General features: G+C 34.8%; 18 protein-coding genes and 1 tRNA gene. 7 read left to right on the plus strand and 12 right to left on the minus strand.

Features of this window, described 5'->3' with window-relative positions:
- Positions 1-9: 9 nt before the first annotated feature.
- Entirely contained in the window at positions 10-1,101 is a 1,092-nt protein-coding gene (locus tag LY01_RS11590; RefSeq protein ID WP_104516024.1) for a hypothetical protein, read from the minus strand.
- Between the two features lie 108 nt (positions 1,102-1,209).
- Between LY01_RS11590 and proS the strand changes: the two genes are divergently transcribed.
- From proS to rpsT, 3 genes are all read left to right on the plus strand, one after another.
- Positions 1,210-2,688, plus strand: coding sequence for a proline--tRNA ligase (proS, locus tag LY01_RS11595; RefSeq protein ID WP_104516025.1), 1,479 nt, complete (start codon positions 1,210-1,212; stop codon positions 2,686-2,688).
- A gap of 95 nt (positions 2,689-2,783) precedes the next feature.
- A tRNA-Glu gene (locus LY01_RS11600) sits at positions 2,784-2,855 on the plus strand.
- A gap of 41 nt (positions 2,856-2,896) precedes the next feature.
- Positions 2,897-3,151: a 30S ribosomal protein S20 gene (rpsT, locus tag LY01_RS11605; protein ID WP_104516026.1), complete on the plus strand. Its 255-nt coding sequence runs from the start codon at positions 2,897-2,899 to the stop codon at positions 3,149-3,151.
- Positions 3,152-3,636: 485 nt separating this feature from the next.
- On the opposite strand, the gene LY01_RS11610 is transcribed toward rpsT, so the two are convergent.
- The 5 genes from LY01_RS11610 to LY01_RS11630 form a co-directional block, all read right to left on the minus strand.
- Complete coding sequence (locus LY01_RS11610) at positions 3,637-4,731, minus strand: hypothetical protein (RefSeq protein WP_104516027.1); 1,095 nt, start codon at positions 4,729-4,731, stop codon at positions 3,637-3,639.
- A gap of 74 nt (positions 4,732-4,805) precedes the next feature.
- The gene (locus LY01_RS11615; RefSeq protein WP_104516028.1) at positions 4,806-5,567 is read right to left on the minus strand and encodes a hypothetical protein; all 762 of its coding nucleotides are present in this window, start codon (positions 5,565-5,567) and stop codon (positions 4,806-4,808) included.
- On the minus strand, positions 5,557-6,117 hold the full coding sequence (locus tag LY01_RS11620) for an RNA polymerase sigma factor (RefSeq protein WP_317044702.1): 561 nt from the start codon (positions 6,115-6,117) through the stop codon (positions 5,557-5,559). Before LY01_RS11620 ends, LY01_RS11615 begins: the two co-directional genes overlap by 11 nt.
- Positions 6,118-6,301: 184 nt before the next feature.
- A complete protein-coding gene (era, locus tag LY01_RS11625; RefSeq protein WP_104516030.1) occupies positions 6,302-7,192 on the minus strand; it encodes a GTPase Era in 891 nt (296 codons plus the stop codon).
- A gap of 52 nt (positions 7,193-7,244) precedes the next feature.
- The gene (locus LY01_RS11630; RefSeq protein ID WP_104516031.1) at positions 7,245-7,880 is read right to left on the minus strand and encodes a hypothetical protein; all 636 of its coding nucleotides are present in this window, start codon (positions 7,878-7,880) and stop codon (positions 7,245-7,247) included.
- 150 nt (positions 7,881-8,030) lie between these two features.
- On the opposite strand from LY01_RS11630, the gene LY01_RS11635 reads away from it, so the two are divergent.
- Entirely contained in the window at positions 8,031-8,999 is a 969-nt protein-coding gene (locus LY01_RS11635; RefSeq protein ID WP_245890710.1) for a mechanosensitive ion channel family protein, read from the plus strand.
- A gap of 81 nt (positions 9,000-9,080) precedes the next feature.
- On the opposite strand, the gene LY01_RS11640 is transcribed toward LY01_RS11635, so the two are convergent.
- Complete coding sequence (locus LY01_RS11640; RefSeq protein ID WP_146080425.1) at positions 9,081-9,554, minus strand: nuclear transport factor 2 family protein; 474 nt, start codon at positions 9,552-9,554, stop codon at positions 9,081-9,083.
- A gap of 50 nt (positions 9,555-9,604) precedes the next feature.
- A complete protein-coding gene (gene acs, locus LY01_RS11645; RefSeq protein WP_104516032.1) occupies positions 9,605-11,515 on the minus strand; it encodes an acetate--CoA ligase in 1,911 nt (636 codons plus the stop codon).
- A 137-nt stretch (positions 11,516-11,652) separates the two neighbouring features.
- Between acs and LY01_RS11650 the strand changes: the two genes are divergently transcribed.
- Positions 11,653-12,477: a hypothetical protein gene (locus LY01_RS11650; RefSeq protein ID WP_104516033.1), complete on the plus strand. Its 825-nt coding sequence runs from the start codon at positions 11,653-11,655 to the stop codon at positions 12,475-12,477.
- A 280-nt stretch (positions 12,478-12,757) separates the two neighbouring features.
- Entirely contained in the window at positions 12,758-13,618 is an 861-nt protein-coding gene (locus tag LY01_RS11655) for an OmpA family protein (RefSeq protein WP_104516034.1), read from the plus strand.
- 283 nt (positions 13,619-13,901) lie between these two features.
- On the opposite strand, the gene LY01_RS11660 is transcribed toward LY01_RS11655, so the two are convergent.
- From LY01_RS11660 to rho, 4 genes are all read right to left on the minus strand, one after another.
- A complete protein-coding gene (locus LY01_RS11660; protein ID WP_104516035.1) occupies positions 13,902-16,733 on the minus strand; it encodes a M16 family metallopeptidase in 2,832 nt (943 codons plus the stop codon).
- Positions 16,734-16,864: 131 nt separating this feature from the next.
- Positions 16,865-17,326, minus strand: a complete 462-nt coding sequence (locus tag LY01_RS11665) for a ferritin-like domain-containing protein (protein ID WP_104516036.1) — start codon at positions 17,324-17,326, stop codon at positions 16,865-16,867.
- A 182-nt stretch (positions 17,327-17,508) separates the two neighbouring features.
- The gene (locus LY01_RS11670; protein WP_104516037.1) at positions 17,509-18,099 is read right to left on the minus strand and encodes a hypothetical protein; all 591 of its coding nucleotides are present in this window, start codon (positions 18,097-18,099) and stop codon (positions 17,509-17,511) included.
- Between the two features lie 226 nt (positions 18,100-18,325).
- On the minus strand, positions 18,326-20,071 hold the full coding sequence (rho, locus tag LY01_RS11675) for a transcription termination factor Rho (RefSeq protein WP_104516038.1): 1,746 nt from the start codon (positions 20,069-20,071) through the stop codon (positions 18,326-18,328).
- 200 nt (positions 20,072-20,271) lie between these two features.
- On the opposite strand from rho, the gene LY01_RS11680 reads away from it, so the two are divergent.
- On the plus strand, positions 20,272-20,682 hold the full coding sequence (locus LY01_RS11680) for a DUF4293 domain-containing protein (RefSeq protein WP_104516039.1): 411 nt from the start codon (positions 20,272-20,274) through the stop codon (positions 20,680-20,682).
- Positions 20,683-20,728 lie beyond the last annotated feature (46 nt).

Raw genomic sequence — 20,728 nt, forward strand, 5'->3', positions numbered from 1 at the left:
TTTTGAAAATTAACCTCTTCTACCAGAAGATCTACCACTTGATCTAGAACCGCTTGAAGATCTTGAGCTAGAGCTAGATGATCTTGCTCTACTAGATGAACGGCTAGAAGATCCAGAAGATCTCATCGTTCCCGTATTACTTCTTGTAGATCTTGTAGTTCTCATTGTTCCCGTATTGCTTCTCGTAGGACTAGAGCTTCTTCTTACTGTAGAAGAAGATCTACGCGTTGTGGTACTTCTTCTTGTAGTAGTTGATCTAGAATTACTAGCTCTGGTTGAACGATTTCTGCTGTTAGTAGCGCTTCTAGTGGTAGCAGTAGAGCGACCGCTTGTAGTATTGTTTCTGCTATAAGTGGCGCTTCTTCCATTGTAAGTAGAACGACCTCTAGAGTTTAGTAATTGTCCTCTAGATCCTCGATTAGAGTTTTGATAAGCATATCCGCTTACATTATTACGTCTGTTGTTTCTGTAATATCTATTATATCCATTACCAAAGTATCCTCCATAGTAACCGCCATAATAATTACCGTAAAAACCATTGTATCCATAGTTGTTCCATCCATATCCGAATCTGTTACCGTAAAAACCTCCATAGCCATAATTGTTCCAACCAAATCTATTGAAACCATAGAAACCACCATTCCAGCCCCAGTTATTGTATCCAAAACCGTTTCCGTAGAAACCATTTCCCCAACCGAATCCGTTATTCCAGCCACTGCTGTAATAATTAACAGTTACCTCTGAAGGGTTAGTGCCCCATCCAGGCTCACCACCACCATAACTAGCTGTGTAGTCAGGGTCAGATTCGTTATAACTGCTTGATGAGTAGTTTTCTACATCTGTAAAAACAGCTTCTTCAGAAAAATTATTTCCATGGCTATCTGCACCTTCTTGAAATAAAGATTGATAATAAGAAGAGGAATTATCTTCATATCCTACTGGTTCAGGATTTTCTGTAGTAGTATTGTAATCGTTATCACCATAAATTCCATCATTGTATGAAACACTTTGGTAAGAACCGCAAGAAGTGATTACAGCAGCTAGTAAAATCATTGCTGCTATGTTGTAAAAAGCAGTATTTCTTAAGTTAAGTTTTTTCATGACGTATTTATTTGATAGCATTTGATAAAAATAAGTAGTTTTGTCAAGCATAAAAAGCAATTAACAAACTTCTAATAATAGCACAAGTTTTGTGCCAAAACAAATATTATGGGCAAAAACCTTACGACTCGTAGCGAAGACTACTCTAAATGGTATAACGAATTAGTAGTTCAAGCAGATCTTGCAGAAAATAGCGCCGTAAGAGGTTGTATGGTTATTAAGCCGTATGGTTATGCTATTTGGGAGAAAATGCAAGCAGAATTAGATCGCATGTTTAAAGAAACTGGCCATCAAAATGCTTATTTCCCATTACTAGTTCCGAAAAGTCTTTTTGAAGCAGAAGAAAAAAATGCTGAAGGATTTGCAAAAGAATGTGCTGTTGTAACACATTATAGACTGCAAAATGATCCAGATAATCCAGGTAAGTTAAGAGTAGATCCTAATGCAAAGCTAGAAGAAGAGCTGGTAGTAAGACCTACTAGTGAGGCTATTATTTGGAATACCTACAAAGGTTGGATCCAGTCGTATAGAGATTTACCATTGCTTATTAATCAATGGGCAAATGTTATGAGATGGGAGATGAGGACCAGATTGTTTCTCCGTACTGCAGAATTTTTATGGCAAGAAGGACATACAGCCCATGCCACTAAAAAAGAGGCTATTGCCGAGGCAGAACAAATGAATGATATCTATGCTGATTTTGCAGAGAACTTTATGGCTATTCCAGTTATTAAAGGGTTAAAAACAGAAAGTGAACGTTTTGCTGGAGCAGATGAGACGTATTGTATTGAGGCTTTAATGCAGGATGGAAAAGCGCTACAAGCTGGGACGAGTCATTTCTTAGGTCAAAATTTTGCAAAAGCCTTTGACGTAAAGTTCACTTCTAAAGAAGGGAAGCAAGAACATGTGTGGGCAACATCATGGGGTGTTTCTACTAGATTAATGGGCGCGCTTATCATGACGCATAGTGATGATCAAGGATTAGTACTGCCTCCTAACTTGGCACCTAATCAGGTAGTGATTGTTCCTATTTTTAAAAATGAAGAACAATTAGAGGCTATTTCAGAAGTAGTGAACGGTATTGTTAAAGAGTTAAGATCTTTAGGTGTAACCGTTAAATTTGATTCTAGAGATACTTTAAGGCCTGGAGCAAAATTTGCGCAGCATGAATTACAAGGTGTTCCTTTAAGAATTGCTATAGGTTCTAGAGATCTAGAAAATGGTACAGTAGAGCTAGCGCGTAGAGACACACTTTCTAAAGAAACTACTTCTATAGACGGAATCGCAACTAAGGTTAAAGATTTATTAGCCGAAATACAGCTAGCGCTTCATGATAAGGCATTGAATTATAGAGATACTCATATTACTGAAGTAAATAGTTTTGATGAGTTTAAAGAGGTTCTAGAAACTAAAGGTGGCTTTATTTCTGCACACTGGGATGGAACTATGGAGACCGAGGATAAAATAAAAGATCTTACTAAGGCAACAATTAGATGTATACCTCTAGATGCTGTAGAAGAGCCTGGAGAGTGCATGTTTACTGGGAAGAAGTCTAATAAAAGAGTGCTTTTTGCAAAGGCGTATTAATTAAAATCAAAAAAAAATTGAATTTTTTTCATTTTTCTATTGCGCAATTAAAAAAAGGGACTATCTTTGCAACCGCTTAAACGAGCAAACGCAATGGCCCGTTCGTCTATCGGCTAGGACGCATGGTTTTCATCCATGTAAGAGGGGTTCGATTCCCCTACGGGCTACAAATTAAATCGATCTATAAAAGGATCAAGTTTTACAAGATATGGCAAATCACAAAAGTGCTTTAAAAAGAATTCGTAGAAATGAAGTAGCGAGACTTAGAAATAAGTATCAGCACAAAACTACGCGTAATGCAATCAAAGCGTTAAAAGAAACAGAAGATAAGACAGCTGCTCAAAAGCTTCTTACAGAAGTAACTTCTATGCTTGATAAGCTAGCTAAGAATAATGTTATACATGCTAATAAAGCAGGTAACCTTAAATCTAAGCTTACAAAGCAAGTGAATGCTATGGCTTAATTGTAAAGCAACCTCATTATTAAAAGCCTTTCAGTTTTCTGAAAGGCTTTTTTTTGTGCCTTATTTTCTAGTTAAACTTTATGAAAGTTCCGTTTTCGCGAAAGCGAGACTAATAACCATCTATATAAATATTTCAATACTGTGATAGATGTTTTTAAAATATTGCTCTTTAATTTTTAAATAATACGATTCAGCTATTCGTCATATCGCATTGTAAAGAGAAAGTTTAAAGGCTAAGGTTCTGTCCTAGGTTTTCTACTTCTTTACATCAAGGTTGATGCTAGTATTAAAACAAGAGATATTCATTATTTTCATAGATCTCCTTCTATAAATTCTACAAAGAATGAGCCAGCAGTTGAAAGTAAGCGTTACGTATAGTGATGCTTAATAATAGGTAGAGATATATTTAAAATTTAATATGTTCTAAACAAAAAAAAGCCCTTACGATTTAACGCAAGGACTTTACTGGCTAGATTTAAATAAATCTATTGGAGTCTTATTCCAAAACTTACATACTGCGCGTCTACTGATCCAGATTTAAACACATTATTTAAATTCATACGACCGAAAAGGGTGTAGTTTCCATATCCTACGAAAGCATCAACCCCATAAACCCAAGGATTAGTGTCAAAAGCATTTACGGTAGTTTGTTTAATTTTGCGTCCATTTTGTTCATATTTAAGCTTTATTCTGGAACTCATGTTAAAACCTACAAATCCTCCCATTCCAGCTTTCCATTTCCCTCTTTGATTGTAGCGTATTCTGCCGTCTTCAAATTCTTTTTTTGAAGTACCGCCAAATTCAATGTTTAAAGGAAATACTAATTGATCTTGCCTAAAAATCGCTTTGTTTGTATCAAAGCCTATACCAACCAGTTGAGTTTGATCTGTATTAGGAGAAAATATTCTACCTCCATTTAACTCTGTTTTATGCGATTGATATGTAATACCATAATTAAACCTCCATTTTTGATTTTTACTGATGGCAGTTTGCCATTGATAGCCAAATGAAATGTACGTGTTGTCGTCTGCCCAGCCAAAATCATCAATACTAAGATTATCTCCTGTCATAAAATTGTATCCACTACCTGCAGTAAGACGAGATGTTGTTTTTATCTCTTTTTGATATTTTCTGCGATAATCAATATTTACACTTACGTCTACATTTTCTGGAGATACAAGTGATGTTGTTATTTTTGCGAATTCAATTTCTGCTTCTGTTTTGGTTTTATGAGCCATTATTCTATCGGCAACGTTTTGCGCATGATTTCTTTTAAACTCCGTTGCTTTTTCCTCGGTCATTTTCCCGTTTTTAACTCTTTCGTTTATTCTTTCAATTTGTTCTTTTAGAAATGTTTTTTCATTTGAAGCGTAAATTTCATGTTCTTTCTGCAACCTGTTAATAATTAAAAGCTTGGATTTTTTCATTTCTTCATACGTTCCATCTCCAAAGTCTGCGTAGCGCACAGCTTTTCCGTTTACAGTATCGATTTTTATTTCATAATCTTTCTTTTTTTGCGCCAGACTTGTAAAGCAAATGGTGAGTAAAACTAATGTTGATAATAGTCGGTTTGTTTTCATAATAGTGTTTTTTAGATATAAGTGTGGCTGTCCGTTGTTTATAACAGCAGTTTTTAATTTAAAAAAGGGGTTAATTATTTCTTACTAATAAGTGTAAGAGCTTCGGCCTTTAGATTACCTAGTTGATTAAAGATGGCGTTATTAATCTTGTTCCTGTGGTCTGCTTCAATATCCCATTCGCTTTCTCGTACCAGTTGGTCTATATTATATTCTTTAGTTGCAATTACTGTCTTGGGAGTATTTTGCATCGCTTCATTTAAAAGCAATTCCATTTCTTCTTCGGCAGTAAGTTTCTTAGGTGTTATTTGTGCAATAGGATTAGATAATAAAGGATTGATGCTGTTGTCTTCTATAGAGGAGTTTGTTTTTATCTTCTTTACAGTTGACTCTTCATTTACTATTTGCTTATTTACTATTGTTTTAGAAACGCTAGCAATGTGAGAAGAACTTTTTTGTTTTCTTTTTTCTGATACGGCGGTAGGAGTTGTGTTTTTGATTAATTGTTTCTCTACAGAGCTTTCTGTTTTTTCTTCAAAATCAAATTTGTTTTCTAAGGCTATATCGTTCTCCTTACCGGTTGATTCTTTAGTAGGAGTTGTGTCTTCTAAAACGATGGTGTTTTCATTACTTTCTAGTGTTATAGAATCACCATTTAAAAACGGATATAAAACTACACCTAAAATAAAAATTGCTGCAATAGCACCCAACCAATATATAAATGGTTTTTTCTTGTTCTTTTCTTCTTGATCTAATCGTGCTGCTAGTTGATCCCATGCACCAGCGCTAGGTTCTATCTCACGATTATTAAAAGAGTTTTTTATATTTTTAAGCTTCATAACGTTGCTTTCTTGTTTGTTGTACTTCGGCCTGTAACATTATTCTAGCCTTGCGATACTGCGTTTTACTCGTGTTCTCACTTATGTTTAAAGCCTGTGCAATTTCTTTGTGTTTAAAACCATCTACGGCATACATCATAAAGACGCTTTTGTATCCATGGGGTAAATTATCTACACATTCTTGTATAAGATCTAGTGGCAAGTCAGATTCTTCTTCGTCTATATTTTCGCAGCCTATTTTTTGCTCATCGATCTCATCCTTAAATTTAAAAGGATCTTTCTTTCTCAAGTGATCGATACATTCTCTTACCATAATCCTGCGCACCCAGCCTTCAAAGCTGCCTTGATGAGAAAAGCTGTCTAATTTTGTAAAGGTTTTAAAGAATCCATTTAACATGATTTCTTCAGCAGTCTCTACTGGCGAGATATACTGACGGCACACACTCAACATCTTAGGTGCGTGCTTATCAAAAAGATGCTTCTGCGATTTTCTATCGCCTTGGGCAGCTTTTTGAATCAGCTTTTTCTCGTTAGTATATAGTTGTATCACTTTCACAATTTACATGCTTTCTACTTATAAAGACGAGAGTGTTTTAAAAAGGTTGTCTGGTAGTTGGAACTTTTTTATATGTTTATTGGAATTCCGCTTTCGCGAAAGCGTAACAAAGCAAAAAAAAATCCCTTACAACTATGATTGCAAGGGATTTATTAATGAGATTGTAAAGTGTGATTTTTTATTTATTATCTCCTTTATAACCGAAACGTCTCAACTGTTTCTCGTTGCTACGCCAGTTTTTATTCACTTTTACATACAACTCGATATGAACTTGTTTACCGAAGAATTTTTGTAAATCTTTTCTAGCCTCTGTACCTACACGTTTAATAGCAGTTCCTTTATGGCCGATGATGATTCCCTTTTGAGTCTCACGTTCTACCATGATGACAGAGCGTATTCTGATGATTTTTTCATCTTCAAAAAACTCTTCTGTATCGATTTCTACAGAATAAGGAATTTCCTTTTTGTAATGAATCAAGATTTTCTCTCTGATGCTCTCGTTAACAAAGAAGCGTTCTGGCTTATCAGTTAAAGCATCTTTGGGGTAAAATGCAGGAGAAGCAGGTAGGGTTTCTACAATGCGAGCAAGTAATTCTGGAACACCAAAGTTTTTTAAAGCACTAATGGCAAAAATCTCTGCGTTAGGTAGTCTTTCTTTCCAGTGTTCTAGAGCTTCAGCAAGTGATTCTGGATCTCCTTGATCTATTTTATTAATAATTACAAAAACAGGAACTTCTGCAAAGGTCAATCGTTTTTCAAATGCCTCATTTTTTAATTCTTTCTCGCCTAGTTCTACCATATAAAGAATACAGTCTGCATCTTCAAAAGCATTTTTTACAAACTCCATCATACTTTCTTGAAGCTTGTATGCTGGTTTTATAATACCTGGTGTGTCACTAATTACGGCCTGAAAATCTTCTCCGTTTACAATACCTAGAATACGGTGACGTGTAGTCTGTGCTTTTGATGTGATAATAGATAGACGTTCACCTACCAGTGAGTTCATTAACGTACTTTTACCTACGTTAGGGTTACCTACTATGTTTACAAATCCTGCTTTATGTTCCATTTTGCAAAGATAGTCTTTAGGGAATTATTCAAGATTTTAATGCTGGAATTTTTTAGTGTTCTGGGTTTTCTATTAATTCTCTTAAGAATTGATTTTCTGTCTGTAAGGCATCGTTTTGTAGGGTTGTTATTTTTGCAATAGATGCAATAGCAGGATATCCTTTAAAGTGATAGTCTAGGTAAGTGATTTCTTTACCCTCACGATTTTGAACAGTTTCTACAGTGAAATGTTCTTTCATGATTTTTTCTGCTTTTGGATAAAAGAAGAGTTGGTCTTGTGTGGTCGTATTGAAATCTGTTAAAGCCTGGATTATTTTTTCACCAGTGGCAGCAGGTGTGCCGTCTTGATTAAATAATAAATTGTCTAAGTTATCTCCCATTTTAGAATAATCAGTTGTTTCTCCTATATGATCATGAATGCTCGTAATAATCTCTTTTAATTGATTATCTAGGGTAGAAACTTTGTCGTGAAACTCTAAGGACTGGCTGTAAATTTGAGCATATTTATCTGGTTGTGTCATCGCTTTGTTTTCAATTTGCGACATTAAGGACAGATTAGAGGCTGTTAATGTGTCGTTATCAAGTAGTTGATTTTCTGTTACTGTAGAGAATGATTCTAGAACCTCTTTATTGTTTTTACAAGAGATGAGAGAAATCGATATGATAAGCGTAATTATAATGTTTTTCATGGGATAAAGATACAAGTTATTGATAAGTCATCGAGTGATATGAAAAAATTATAGAACTACTGTTTAAATAGAGTTTTTTTAGTTTAAAAGTTAAATATCATAGGGATTGTTATAAAAACTATCTTAAAAATGAGATAAAGTAGTTAAACCATGTTAATTAATATGGGTTGGGGTTTTTATAGTATTAGATTTGACCCTATGATATTATTACAACAAACCGAAGAAGCAGCAAAGAATTTACCTGAATTGAAGGACAGTGGAACCTTGATATGGGGTCAACTCACTGGCTGGTATAATTCTTTTGTGCGTTTGCTACCTAATTTAGGAATAGCAATTATAGTTCTCATCATTTCTTATTTTATATCTAAATATGTAGATAAAGGGGTGCGTAAACTTTTAGGCAATAAAGCACAAGAAAGTGTCAAAAGGCTGGCAGGTAAAGCAGTGGCCATTATCGTTGTTTTGGGTGGGATATTTATAGCTATGAGCGTATTGCAATTAAATGATGCGGTACAAGGTATAATAGCTGGTGCTGGTATCTCTGGACTGGTAATAGGTCTAGCGTTACAAGGATCGCTTTCTAATATAATAAGTGGTATCGTACTTTCTTTCCGTAAACAGGTTAAGGTAGGTGACTGGATAGAGACTACAGATTTTTCTGGTGAGGTGATGGAAATACAGTTAGATAAGTTTATTATTAAACAGGCAGATAATAATCTAGTTCTCATACCTAATAAAACGATTATTGATAACCCCATGAAAAACTGGACGCTTACACCACGTATGAGAATTACTCTCGAGTGTGGAGTAGGTTATGAAAGTGATCTAGAGGCAGTGAAAAAACTGGCAACAGATACTATAGAGGGCATGTTTAAGCAACAAGGTAGTGAAGAGGTAGAGTTTTTCTACAATGAATTCGGTGATAGTAGTATCAACTTTATGTTGCGTTTTTGGGTAGATGCAAAAAAGGCCAAACAAAAACATATTGCTTTAAGTGATGCTGTAATAGGAATTAAGAAAGCATTTGATAAAGATGGTATTAACATACCGTTCCCAATAAGAACGTTAGAGTTTAATAATAATTTACAAATGAAAAATATTACAGATATACAGCAGTAATAATTTTACTAAATTTAAAAGCCCCAAGAGTTGATTCTTTTGGGGCTTTTTGGTTTTAAAGATTTTGTTTAAAGATCTTTTTTAATTTTTAGTATTGCGAGTAGAGTGCATAAGTTCTAATTTCCAGATACTATCTTTCTTTACAGCAACAACACTTTCTAACCAGCTCAGATTTCTCTCTGTAGAATCTTTAGTTATGGTAGCATAGTTGTGATAAGCGAGCCATATTTTGTTGCCATCTTGTTTTGCGCTTATACGCTCAAAATTATTGACACGTTTTGATCCATTATCTCTTTTTGCTGCCATTTTACACCAATTTGCAATGGTGTCGTTAGTCCATACTTCTCCATGTTCTAAAAGTAGAAAATCATCTGTATGGTATTTTGAAATAGCATCTGCTTGATGGTCTGACCATATATCGTCAAATATATTCTGTATTAAAACTTCTACCTCATCTACATCTTTTGAACTGGTAGTAGATGTATCGCTAGTTTTAATTTGAACGCAGCTAGTGAAGAAGATGGTAATGATTATAGCTTTAAAGATGTTTTTCATAATTTTTTATTTTGCACTTTAACAAGATCGATATTTAACTTGCGAGCGATTTATTTAATTAAAGATCCTTTAATTAAACTTTCTACTACTTCAGGATTTATTAAAGTAGATATATCACCTAATTGATCAGATTCTTGATGTGCAATTTTCCTTAAAATACGTCTCATTATTTTACCACTACGCGTTTTAGGAAGTCCCTCGGTAAACTGTATGAGATCTAATTTTGCAATAGGTCCTATTCTAGAAGTAATCATATCATTGATCTCTTTATAAAGATTATCTTGATTTCTCTTTTCACCAGTTTCTTTTAAAGTAATGTAACCGTAAAGCGCGTTTCCTTTAACGTCATGTGGATAACCTACTATAGCACTTTCTGCAACTGCAGGGTGCTCGTTAATGGCATCTTCTATAGGTGCAGTTCCTAAGTTATGACCACTTACAATAATAACGTCATCTACACGACCAGTTATTCTATAATAACCTACCGCATCTCTTAAAGCACCATCACCAGTAAAATACATATTATCATAGGCGCTGAAGTAAGTTTCTCTATAGCGGTTGTGATCGCCATAAATCGTACGTGCCATAGATGGCCATGGGAATTTGATACACAATTTACCTTCTACTTGATTCCCTTTTATCTCTTCACGATTATCGTCCATTAATGCTAGTTGCACACCAGGTAATGGTAGTGTAGCAAATGTCGGGATAGTAGGCGTAGAGTAGGGAATAGGGCTTATCATAATACCGCCAGTCTCCGTCTGGAACCACGTGTCGGCTATAGGGCTTTTTTTCTTTCCTATATTTTCATTGTACCAGTGCCATGCCTCTTCATTAATAGGTTCTCCTACGGTACCTAATACTTTAAGAGAGCTTAGGTCGTATTGAGAGGTAAATTCTATTTTCTCTTTGGCAAGTGCTCTAATAGCAGTAGGTGCTGTGTAAAACTGAGTTACTTTGTGTTTTTCTACTATATTCCAGAACCTGCCATAATCTGGGTAAGAAGGCACGCCTTCAAACATTACAGAGGTTGCACCATTACAAAGTGGTCCATACACGATATAACTATGGCCTGTAATCCAGCCTATGTCTGCCGTACACCAGTACACATCGTTTTCTCTATACTGGAATACATTCTTAAAAGTATAAGCCGTGTACACCATATAGCCAGCTGTAGTATGCAACATGCCTTTAGGTTTACCGGTAGATCCAGAAGTGTAAAGAATAAAAAGAGGATCTTCGGCCTCCATAATCTCTACTGGGCAGTCTGCACTAGCACTTTCTAATAAAGGAGCGATCCATTGATCACGTCCTTCTTTCATTTGTACATCATTACCAGTTCTATTAACTACCAATACAGTGTCAACATCGCAATTTTCTAGTGCTTTATCCACTAGCGATTTAAGATCTATCGTTTTTTTACCTCGATAACTACCGTCACTACATATAACTAGTTTACAATCACAATCGTTAATACGCGATGCTATTGCAGTGGCACTAAACCCAGCAAATATTACTGAGTGAACAGCGCCTATTCTTGCGCAAGCGAGTAGAGCGACCGTTAATTCTGGTATCATAGGTAAATAAATACATACTCTATCTCCTTTTTGAACACCTTGAGATTTTAAAACGTTTGCAAATTTACACACACGTTCATGTAGCTGCGTATAGGTGATGTGTTGTGCAGGCTCATTAGGATCATTTGGTTCAAAGAGAATAGCCGTTTTATTACCGCGAGTGGTAAGATGTCTGTCTAGACAATTCTCTGTAATATTGAGTTGTGCCCCATCATACCATTTTACTATAGGTGTATTAAAATCCCACTCTAGAACTTTATTCCATCGCTTGCGCCATAAAAAATGTTCTTCGGCTACTTCTTCCCAGAAATGTTCTGGATGTCTAACTGATTTTCTATATACCTGCCAGTATTCTTCTAAATGTTTTATGTGATAATTACTCATAGCTTTGAATTTTGGGTCATTAAAAATATGTAAAATAATTCTCGATCTAGTTCATTATAACAGTATATTATTAATCTATGTGAAATTGAATCTATACATAGAATTAGAATTACTTTTGTAAACTCAAAATATACGTAGTGAATAACCTGGTCCGCATCTTATTTTTATTGTCTGTAGTTGGTAGCGTTAATGCTCAAGATTCTTTAAACACTAATAATTCACGAGTTAAAAAAGGTGATTTTTATGTGTATTGGGGCTGGAATCTTTCTGGTTACAGTGATAGTGATATTACTTTTAAAGGAGATGGATATGATTTTACTCTAGATAATGTACAAGCATACGACAGGCAAAGTGATTTTGACCCTGGTAAATATTTAAATCCAGGATCTATTACGATACCTCAATATAACTTTAGGATAGGATATTATGTGAGAGAGAACTATAGTATATCTTTAGGTATAGATCATATGAAATATGTGGTTGCAGAGAATCAGACGGTTAATATTAACGGTTTTATAAACGATACCAATTCCTTATATAATGGTGTCTATAATAATGAGGCTATAGTTTTAGAACCGACTTTCTTAACCTTTGAGCACACAGACGGTTTAAATTATGTGAATGTAGGGTTGAGACGTCACGACGATCTTTTTCAATACAGAAATTTTGAATTGAATACTTTATTCGGTCTAGAAACAGGGGTTTTAGTTCCTAAAACTAATACCAGATTATTAGATAAACAGCGATACGATCAGTTTCATGTTTCTGGATATGGTGTTAATGCAGTAGGTGGTATACAGTTGACCTTTTTGAAATATTTCTTTGTACAGAGTGAATTAAAAGGTGGTTATATTAATTTACCAGATGTTAGAACCACTATGGACGAGGCAGATTCTGCTAGTCAGAGTTTCTGGTTCTATCAGGTGAATATGGTTTTCGGTGCTAGATTTAAAGTATTTTAGATTTATTTCTGTTCCGCTTTCGCGAAAGCGGATATCTCAAAAATATATTCTTCTTAAAAAGATCTTATCTATACAAAAAACTGAATAGATCTATATTTTTTCTTAATAAATCATAATTTTTTAACATAACTAAAAAGACTGTTTTTAGTTATAAGTGTTTGTTTATCAAGTCTATTAACAAAACACTTACATTCTTTAACAAAAGCATAGGATATTAAAAAGACTGTGGTGAAAAGTAGTTCCGTTACTTAGCCACAACAAAATAATCAAATACCCTATTATGAAAAAGTCAAACTTAATTCTCGCAGTAACTGCTGCAACTATTCTTGCGAGTTGTGTATCTAAAAAGAAATACACAGAATTAGAAGCAAACTACAACAACACAAGATCTGAATTGCAAAAAACGCAAGTAGAGAAAGAAGATCTAGAAGGTAAAATGGCGCAAATAGAAATGCGTGTAGAACGTTACAACACAAAAATAGCATCTCTTAAAACAGAAAAAGATGGTATGATGGTGAGTACTCCTAATGGAGAACTGGTACTGTCTGAGAATAATAAAAATGCAATGCGCAAGACTCTTAAAGATGTACCTGCTTCAAAACTAGCTGGCGCAACAACTTTAAAAGATTCTTTAAATATTGCTATTGCTCATAACATCTCAAAAAACATAGGTGCACAAGACAGTGAAGATTTAAAAGTATCTATAGAAGAAACTGTAGTGATGATTAATATAGATGACAATCTTCTTTTTAAAGACAGTAGTTATAGAGTAGGTAACGATGCAGATGATATTCTTGCACGTATCGCAAATGTGGTAAAGTCAGAACCGTCTCTAGAAATTCTAGTAGAAGGACATACAGATAGCCGTACCGTAAAAGGCGGTAGTTATATTAAAGATAACTGGGACCTAAGTACTGAAAGAAGTGCTGCTATTGTTAGAAGATTAGAGAAGAAATTTGGTGTAGCACCAGATCAATTAATTGTTGCTGGTAGAGCAAGTTATGACCCTATAGTAGCAAATGATAATAAAGAGAATATGGCAAAAAACCGTAGAACTCAAATCGTTATCATGCCTAATCTTGATAAGTTCTTTGCTATGTTAGGTAATGATGTTGCCGTATTAAGTGAAAACGAAAAATAAGAAGTAATTATTTCTCGATAAGTTAAGTCCCAATCTACCTAGTTGATTGGGACTTTTTTTATGCAATATATAATAATAGGACCTTTAAAATAGGAACTAGCCGGAGTTGTTTATTTAAGCTGGAGTTATGTGCATATTTTATTAATGTAGTGCTTACAGAGTCTTTAAATAGTTATTATAGCGATAATGCTGTTTCTATTTGAGTCTGTTTTCAAAATCTAGAGCATTAAAAAAGGCTCTCCAATTTAATTAGAGAGCCTTTTTATTGTTAAAGGATTATAACCTAATTGATTAAAATAGGCTTACCGTAACCTAACTTTTCTAGTTTATCAAATTGAGTTGCTTTGTCACCTACTATTAAATAGATCATATGATCTGGAGTAATATATTTTTGAGCAAGTGTTTTAATATCCTCTACGGTTAGATTTTGAACCACTTCTTGACGTTTTAAGGCATAGTCTACAGGTAAACCATCTTCATAAATATTAGATAGCATGTTTAATTTTGCCCCTTGAGATTCAAAAGATCTTGCACTTGATTTGATCATGTAGCTTTTAGTTACTTGTAGGTCTTCGTCGTTAAAGTTTTTACCGTAATTGGTTAAAATGTCTTTTACTAGGTCAGTAGATTCATAAGTAACATTTGATCTTACACCACTACTTACAGTAAATGTACCGGATAGGGGAGAACCACTATATCTAGAGCTTATCCCGTAAGTATACCCTTTTCCTTCACGTAACTGCTGTGTAAGTTGTGATGCAAATCCTCCACCGCCTAGACGATAATTTAAAACTTGTACTTTATAAAAATCTTTATCAGTAGATGGGATTGCAGGATTACCAAAACTAAGAATCGATTGTTTTGCATTAGGTACATCATAGAAATAGACTTGAGATTTTAAAGGCTGTATCACCGTTGCTAACTTTGGAAAAACAACATCTTTCTTAGTCCATTTTTCGTTTATTTTCTCTAGAGATGCAGCTACTTTTGCTTTATTAATATCACCTACTATTTTAAAACTAGCTAGTTGTGGGGTTAAATAGTTATTGTAATAAGTTTTTAAATCTTCTAGAGTAATGTTTTCTACGCTTTCATTAGTACCTAGATTGTTCTGTGCTAGAATATGGTCTTTTCCATAAACTAATTTATCAAACTCATTTGCAGCTATCGCTCTAGGGCTAGCTTTTTGTTGCTGTATCTGACTAAGAGTTTGTCGTTTAATTAAATCAAATTCTTTGGCATCCCATCGTGGCTCTAATAACATCTCATAAATTAGTTTCATCACCTCATCATAATTGCGAGATAGAGAGCTAGCATTTATAGATATACTACTGCTACTGCCATAAATACTAATGTTAGCACCTAGTTGATCTATAGCTTCTTCTAGTTGAGTAGGTGTCTTGCTTGCAGTTCCTTTATTCATTAAATCTGCTAGCATATTTGAAACACCTATTTTTTTAATGTCTTCTAATAGCATACCTCCTTCTACCTCTAACTGCAATTGTACTAGAGGTACTTCATTATCTTCTATACCTAATACTTCAATACCAGAAGATAAAGTTTCTGTATAAACGTCAGGTATAGCTAGTTGAGGTGCAGGACCATACATAGGCTCTATTCTTTCAAAGCTAGATGGAGTGCGTTCATAAGTAGCAGTGATACTAGCGTCAAAGCTTTCTTCGGCACCATCTACTATTTTTTCTTCAGCTACCTGAGCAAGGGTGGATTCATTTACAGCAAGGTCTATACTTCCCTTAGGTACAAAACTGGTCATCACATAGTTTTTATCTTTTATATAAGTTTCATAAACGCGTTTTATATCTTCTACAGTAACTGCTTGCATGTTTTTAACATCTTGAGTTAAGAAACCGGCATCTCCTGCTAGAATTTCATATTGTGTAAGTTGAAATCCTTTACCTAAAACACTGGATAGACCTTTGTAAAAATCTGTTTCTTGACTTGTTTTAATACGATCTAAGTCACTTTGAGAAATACCATCTTTTTCAAATAATGCCATTGCCTTGTTTACACTAGTAAGAACGCTATCTAGATCTTTGCCATCATATGCTCTTGCTACTAGACCGAATTGTCCAGCGAGTTCTGTGGTGTAGCTGTAAGCATATGCCTGGTCTGCTACTTGATCTTTTTCTACTACAATCTTATTTAAAGGAGCTTTTTTACCATTAGAAAGGTAAGTACCTAGAATATCTAGAGCATAAGAATCTTTGTCATAATTAGGTACTGTAGGCCATGTCATAGCCAGTCTAGGTGTTTGGGCAAAATTATCTTCAAAATACAATTTCTTAGATTCATTTAATACAACTGGTTCTACAACAGTCTTTTCTACAGTTTTACCTCTTTTAATTTCTCCAAAGTATTTTCCAACCCATTCTAGAGCTTGCTTTTTATCAAAATCTCCAGCAATAGTTAATACCGCGTTATTAGGAGTGTACCATTCATTATAGAAATCTTTTACATCTTGTAGTGAAGCGTTTTGAAGATCTTCTAAAGAACCTATCACTTGCCAGTTATAAGGATGTCCTTCTGGATATAGATTTTTACCGATCACATATGATTCATGTCCATAAGCATTGTTATCAACACTCTGGCGTTTTTCATTTTTAACTACTTGCTTTTCTTTGGCAAGAACAGGATCAGTAACCGTGTTTATGAAATAACCTAGTTTATCAGCTTCGGCCCAGATCATTTTTTCTAATGCATCTTTTGGCACCGTCTGGAAGTAGTTAGTTACATCACGACTCGTAGAGCCGTTTGCACCAGAGCCACCTATTCTCGCGCTCATTTCATCTAGTCCACCTTTTCCTAAGTTTTCAGACTCTAGAAATAATAAATGTTCAAATAAATGTGCAAAACCTGTCTTGCCTGTTTTTTCTCTTGCGCTTCCTACGTGTGCGGTAAGTGCTACAGCAACTACAGGATCTGATTTGTCTTCATGAAAAATAACGGTTAGTCCATTTTCTAGAGTGTGTTTTTCAAAAGGTATTGAAATATCGTTAGTGACGCTTTGTTCTTCTTGAGTCTCTTGCGTGTTGTCTTTACAAGATATGAAAGCGGCTAGAAATAGTGCTGGTACTAGAAATTTAGTTAATTTCATAAGTAATAGATTTGGTTCAAGTGACCAAGGTACTTATAGTAATAAATCAGCAACTGTTAAAATTAGTTAAATTCAATTATAAGGGCATAAAAAAACCGCTCATAGAGCGGTTTTATCAAAGTATGTGTCATCTATAAGTTATGATCGTGAGCAAAATCTTCTAAAGTTTTTACTTCATTAACCGTTGCTTGGATTTCGTCTTTTTGAGCTTCTAGAACTGAAACAATAGTAGGAGGTAACTCACTTTTATGTTCTAGCACTTGATCATATTCTTCAATGGCAGATTTTTCACCAGTCAGACATTCTTCTAGAACAGACTCGTCTTTATTAAGACTCAAGGCTGCTTTAATATTCATCCAGCCTCTGTGCATGTCTCCAGCAAATGTACCGTCATTTTTAGGATTTTCATTCATTCCTTTCATTTCTCCAGCTAGTGCCGCTGCAAATTCTGTACGTCTTGCACCTTGTTGTGCTAGCCATCTCTTTAATTGTACATGCTCTGTAACCTCGGCAGCATTTGCATACCCACGTTGTGCATCATATGTTTTTTCTAATAAAGAGTTGAGATATTGTTCTGTTTTTACATTTTCCATGGTAGTTAGTTTTTTATTAAAGATACAAATAGAAATAAGTCATTTTTCTTAAAAAACTGTGAGTTGAGAAAGGTTTAACTTCTTCAAAAAGAACGAGTAAAAGAAATCTTAACTTCATAAAAAAAAATAAATCCGCATTAAATATATATTTAATGCGGATTTAAAAATTAGGATAACAAAGATTATTTATCTCCTTTTAATTTAGCGTACTTATTACGTTCATCTTGTAACTGTCTACCTAGTTTTTGTTCTTTTTCTATAGACTTGCGTCTTAGATCTTCTAGTTCTTCCTCGGTAGTGGCAAGTTGTTTATTTGCAGCCTTTGTAGTAGCGTTACTGTTTTTAAACCTTAAACTCATAAATACAAAAAGAAACGCGAGTAGTCCTACTATAGACCATACTACAGTATTGTAAAAACTTTTATTAGTCTGTATGCCTAAGAAATTCATGGAATCTTTTTCAGCGTTCACATCACTTAGTTGTGTGTTGATGCCAGCTAGTTCATTTTCTAAAGATGCAATTCTACTATCTTTAGTAACTATAGAACTCTCTAATGAGGTGATGTTTTCATTAAGTTTTTGAATGCTTTCATTAGCATTTTTACGCAATTTATTGATGTCAGTCTCTTTAACGACTTTGTATTCTTTAAAATTATTAGACTCATCTAGCAATTGTTTAAACTGGCCGTCTATAGAAACTGCTGTCTGATTAGAGTCTTGTGCTTGTATAGTAAAGCTTAGTGCTAGTACTAGGGTAAATAATATGTATTTCATTTGATAGGGTATAAAAGAGAAAACGAGATGAATCGTCGCTCATTGTGTAGTCAGGTATTTTATAATGTTAAATCTTTGTGAGAGTAATTATAACCCCTTTTCTAAAGAATTATAAGCGTCGCAATGTTAGATTTTTCTATAAGGTTTGTAGTGATTTCGCTTTCGCGAAAGCGAGAATAAAAAATGCCCCACCGTAAAGTAGGGCATCATGAATTATGTTCTAGAATTACTCATTCATAGTAGCAAGAAACTCTTCGTTATTGCGAGTTTGCTTCATTTTTTGAGAGATAAATTCCATAGCTTCTACAGGGTTCATGTCTGCAAGATACTTGCGTAAGATCCACATGTGTTTCATAGTCTGCTCGTCTAACAATAAGTCATCACGACGTGTAGAAGAAGAGGTAAGATCTATAGCAGGGAATACACGACGGTTAGAAATGTTTCTATCCAGTTGCAGTTCCATGTTACCGGTTCCTTTAAATTCTTCAAAGATAACTTCGTCCATTTTAGAACCAGTCTCTGTAAGAGCAGTAGCTATAATAGAAAGAGAACCACCGCCTTCTATATTACGTGCCGCACCGAAGAAACGTTTAGGCTTGTGTAACGCATTTGCATCAACACCACCAGAAAGTACCTTACCACTAGCTGGTTGTACCGTGTTGTAGGCACGTGCTAGACGTGTTATAGAATCTAGTAAGATCACTACGTCGTGACCACATTCTACCATACGCTTTGCTTTTTCTAGCACTATGTTTGCCACCTTTACGTGGTCGTGTGCTTCTTTGTCAAATGTAGAGGCGATTACCTCTCCATCTACATTACGTTGCATGTCTGTTACTTCTTCTGGACGCTCATCTATTAATAAGATTAATTGATAAACCTCAGGATTATTTGCTGCTATTGCGTTTGCAATATCCTTAAGTAACATGGTTTTACCTGTTTTAGGTTGTGCCACTATCATACCACGCTGTCCTTTACCTATAGGGGCAAAAAGGTCCATGACACGAGTAGATATACTAGCGCGTCTGTCTGCTAGGTTAAATTTTTCTTCAGGGAATAATGGTGTTAAATGCTCAAAAGAAACACGATCACGTACTACTTTAGGGTCTAGACCATTAATTTGAGATATTTTAATAAGTGGGAAATACTTTTCTCCTTCTTTAGGTGGGCGCACCATACCTAATACAGTATCACCTGTTTTAAGACCGAAAAGTCTAATTTGAGATTGCGACACATAAATATCATCTGGACTCGCTAGATAATTATAGTCACTACTACGTAGGAAACCATAACCGTCAGGCATCATGTCTAGAACACCTTCACTCTCTATAATACCATCAAATTCAAAGTCAGGATCGCGGTAACGGTTGCGAGTGTCTTTGTTTCCTTTAGGAACATTGTTTTGAGTATTATTATTACGTGTGCTTTTTTGACGACTGTTGTTACGGTTGTCATTTTTTGCATCGGCAGTATCTTTCTTAGAGTCTGCAGTATCTGCAGTTTTTTTAGAAGAGGTATCTGTAGTGTCTTTTGCGGTATCGCTAGTTTCCTTAACGGTTTTCTTAGCCGTTTTTCTAGGCCTAGGTCTAGGATTAGGTTTGCTAGGGTCTTTGCGTCCTTTAAGAGTTTCTTCAGTTATTTCAAAATCTTCTTTTTCTTCAGATTTTGTTTCTTTTGTTGTTTCTTTCTTAGATACTCTAGGTTTGCGTTCCTTCTTTACAGCAGGCTTTTTGGCAGCTGGTTTTTCCTTTACAACTTTTTCAACCTTTTCTTTAGCTTCTTCTTTTACAGGAGCTGGTGTTGTTTCAATATCTAGGCTTTTTACAACGTCTGGATTTGCTGCTTGTAGATCTAGAATTTTATAAACCAGATCTAGTTTACGTAGTTGTTTGAATTTAGGAACGTTTAATCCTTTTGCGATTTCCTGTAACTCAGGAAGTTTTTTAGATTTTAAATCAGCTATTTGAAACATGTATCGTTATGATATATATAATTTGTTATCAGGGGGAAAATGAAAGTCTAAAACTTATCAGAAAAATTTTAAACTGCTAGATAACCTATAAAGAGTAAGTTACCTTAATAGCATTGCAATGATACATTAAAAAATTAATATCTGTTGTTCTTTTTGCTTGTTATGTTCTATTTTTGCTTTGCTTTTGAAAAATAGCAGTAATGATACAACGCATACAGACCATTTATTTACTTCTAGCCGCAATAGTCTCTGGTGGACTTATTTGGGTAGTAGAGCATTTTAACGATGGAGAAGGAAATGAGTTTGTAGGTATGGATGAAAGTTTGTACTTTGGTATCTTTACAGTGAGCGCGTTAATGTCGGTAGTTGCGATGTTTTTATTTAAAAACAGACAGTTGCAAACAGTGGTTAACCGTTTAAACTTGTTATTAAACCTTTTTATACTAGGTGTTTACGTATATCGAGCGCTAATGATGTCTGGAGAAACGGCGGTTTCTGAGAAAGGCATTGGGATGTTCATTCCTATCCTATCTATCGTTTTACTTGTCTTGGCTAACAAGGCAATAAGAAAGGATGAACAGCTTGTAAAATCTGCTGATCGATTACGATAAACGCAATAAACTTAGTAATATTAGTGAAAAAACCTGCAGGGCGCCA

The organism is Nonlabens xylanidelens, from assembly GCF_002934445.1.
GTDB classification, from domain to species: Bacteria; Bacteroidota; Bacteroidia; order Flavobacteriales; family Flavobacteriaceae; genus Nonlabens; species Nonlabens xylanidelens.

Bases quoted from the DNA above. Each gene is read 5' to 3' on its own strand.
- LY01_RS11590 (WP_104516024.1), bottom strand. From the start codon at position 1,101: ATGAAAAAACTTAACTTAAGAAATACTGCTTTTTACAACATAGCAGCA.
- proS (WP_104516025.1), top strand. From the start codon at position 1,210: ATGGGCAAAAACCTTACGACTCGTAGCGAAGACTACTCTAAATGGTAT.
- rpsT (WP_104516026.1), top strand. From the start codon at position 2,897: ATGGCAAATCACAAAAGTGCTTTAAAAAGAATTCGTAGAAATGAAGTA.
- LY01_RS11610 (WP_104516027.1), bottom strand. From the start codon at position 4,731: ATGAAAACAAACCGACTATTATCAACATTAGTTTTACTCACCATTTGC.
- LY01_RS11615 (WP_104516028.1), bottom strand. From the start codon at position 5,567: ATGAAGCTTAAAAATATAAAAAACTCTTTTAATAATCGTGAGATAGAA.
- era (WP_104516030.1), bottom strand. From the start codon at position 7,192: ATGGAACATAAAGCAGGATTTGTAAACATAGTAGGTAACCCTAACGTA.
- LY01_RS11630 (WP_104516031.1), bottom strand. From the start codon at position 7,880: ATGAAAAACATTATAATTACGCTTATCATATCGATTTCTCTCATCTCT.
- LY01_RS11635 (WP_245890710.1), top strand. From the start codon at position 8,031: ATGTTAATTAATATGGGTTGGGGTTTTTATAGTATTAGATTTGACCCT.
- LY01_RS11640 (WP_146080425.1), bottom strand. From the start codon at position 9,554: ATGAAAAACATCTTTAAAGCTATAATCATTACCATCTTCTTCACTAGC.
- acs (WP_104516032.1), bottom strand. From the start codon at position 11,515: ATGAGTAATTATCACATAAAACATTTAGAAGAATACTGGCAGGTATAT.
- LY01_RS11655 (WP_104516034.1), top strand. From the start codon at position 12,758: ATGAAAAAGTCAAACTTAATTCTCGCAGTAACTGCTGCAACTATTCTT.
- LY01_RS11660 (WP_104516035.1), bottom strand. From the start codon at position 16,733: ATGAAATTAACTAAATTTCTAGTACCAGCACTATTTCTAGCCGCTTTC.
- LY01_RS11665 (WP_104516036.1), bottom strand. From the start codon at position 17,326: ATGGAAAATGTAAAAACAGAACAATATCTCAACTCTTTATTAGAAAAA.
- LY01_RS11670 (WP_104516037.1), bottom strand. From the start codon at position 18,099: ATGAAATACATATTATTTACCCTAGTACTAGCACTAAGCTTTACTATA.
- rho (WP_104516038.1), bottom strand. From the start codon at position 20,071: ATGTTTCAAATAGCTGATTTAAAATCTAAAAAACTTCCTGAGTTACAG.
- LY01_RS11680 (WP_104516039.1), top strand. From the start codon at position 20,272: ATGATACAACGCATACAGACCATTTATTTACTTCTAGCCGCAATAGTC.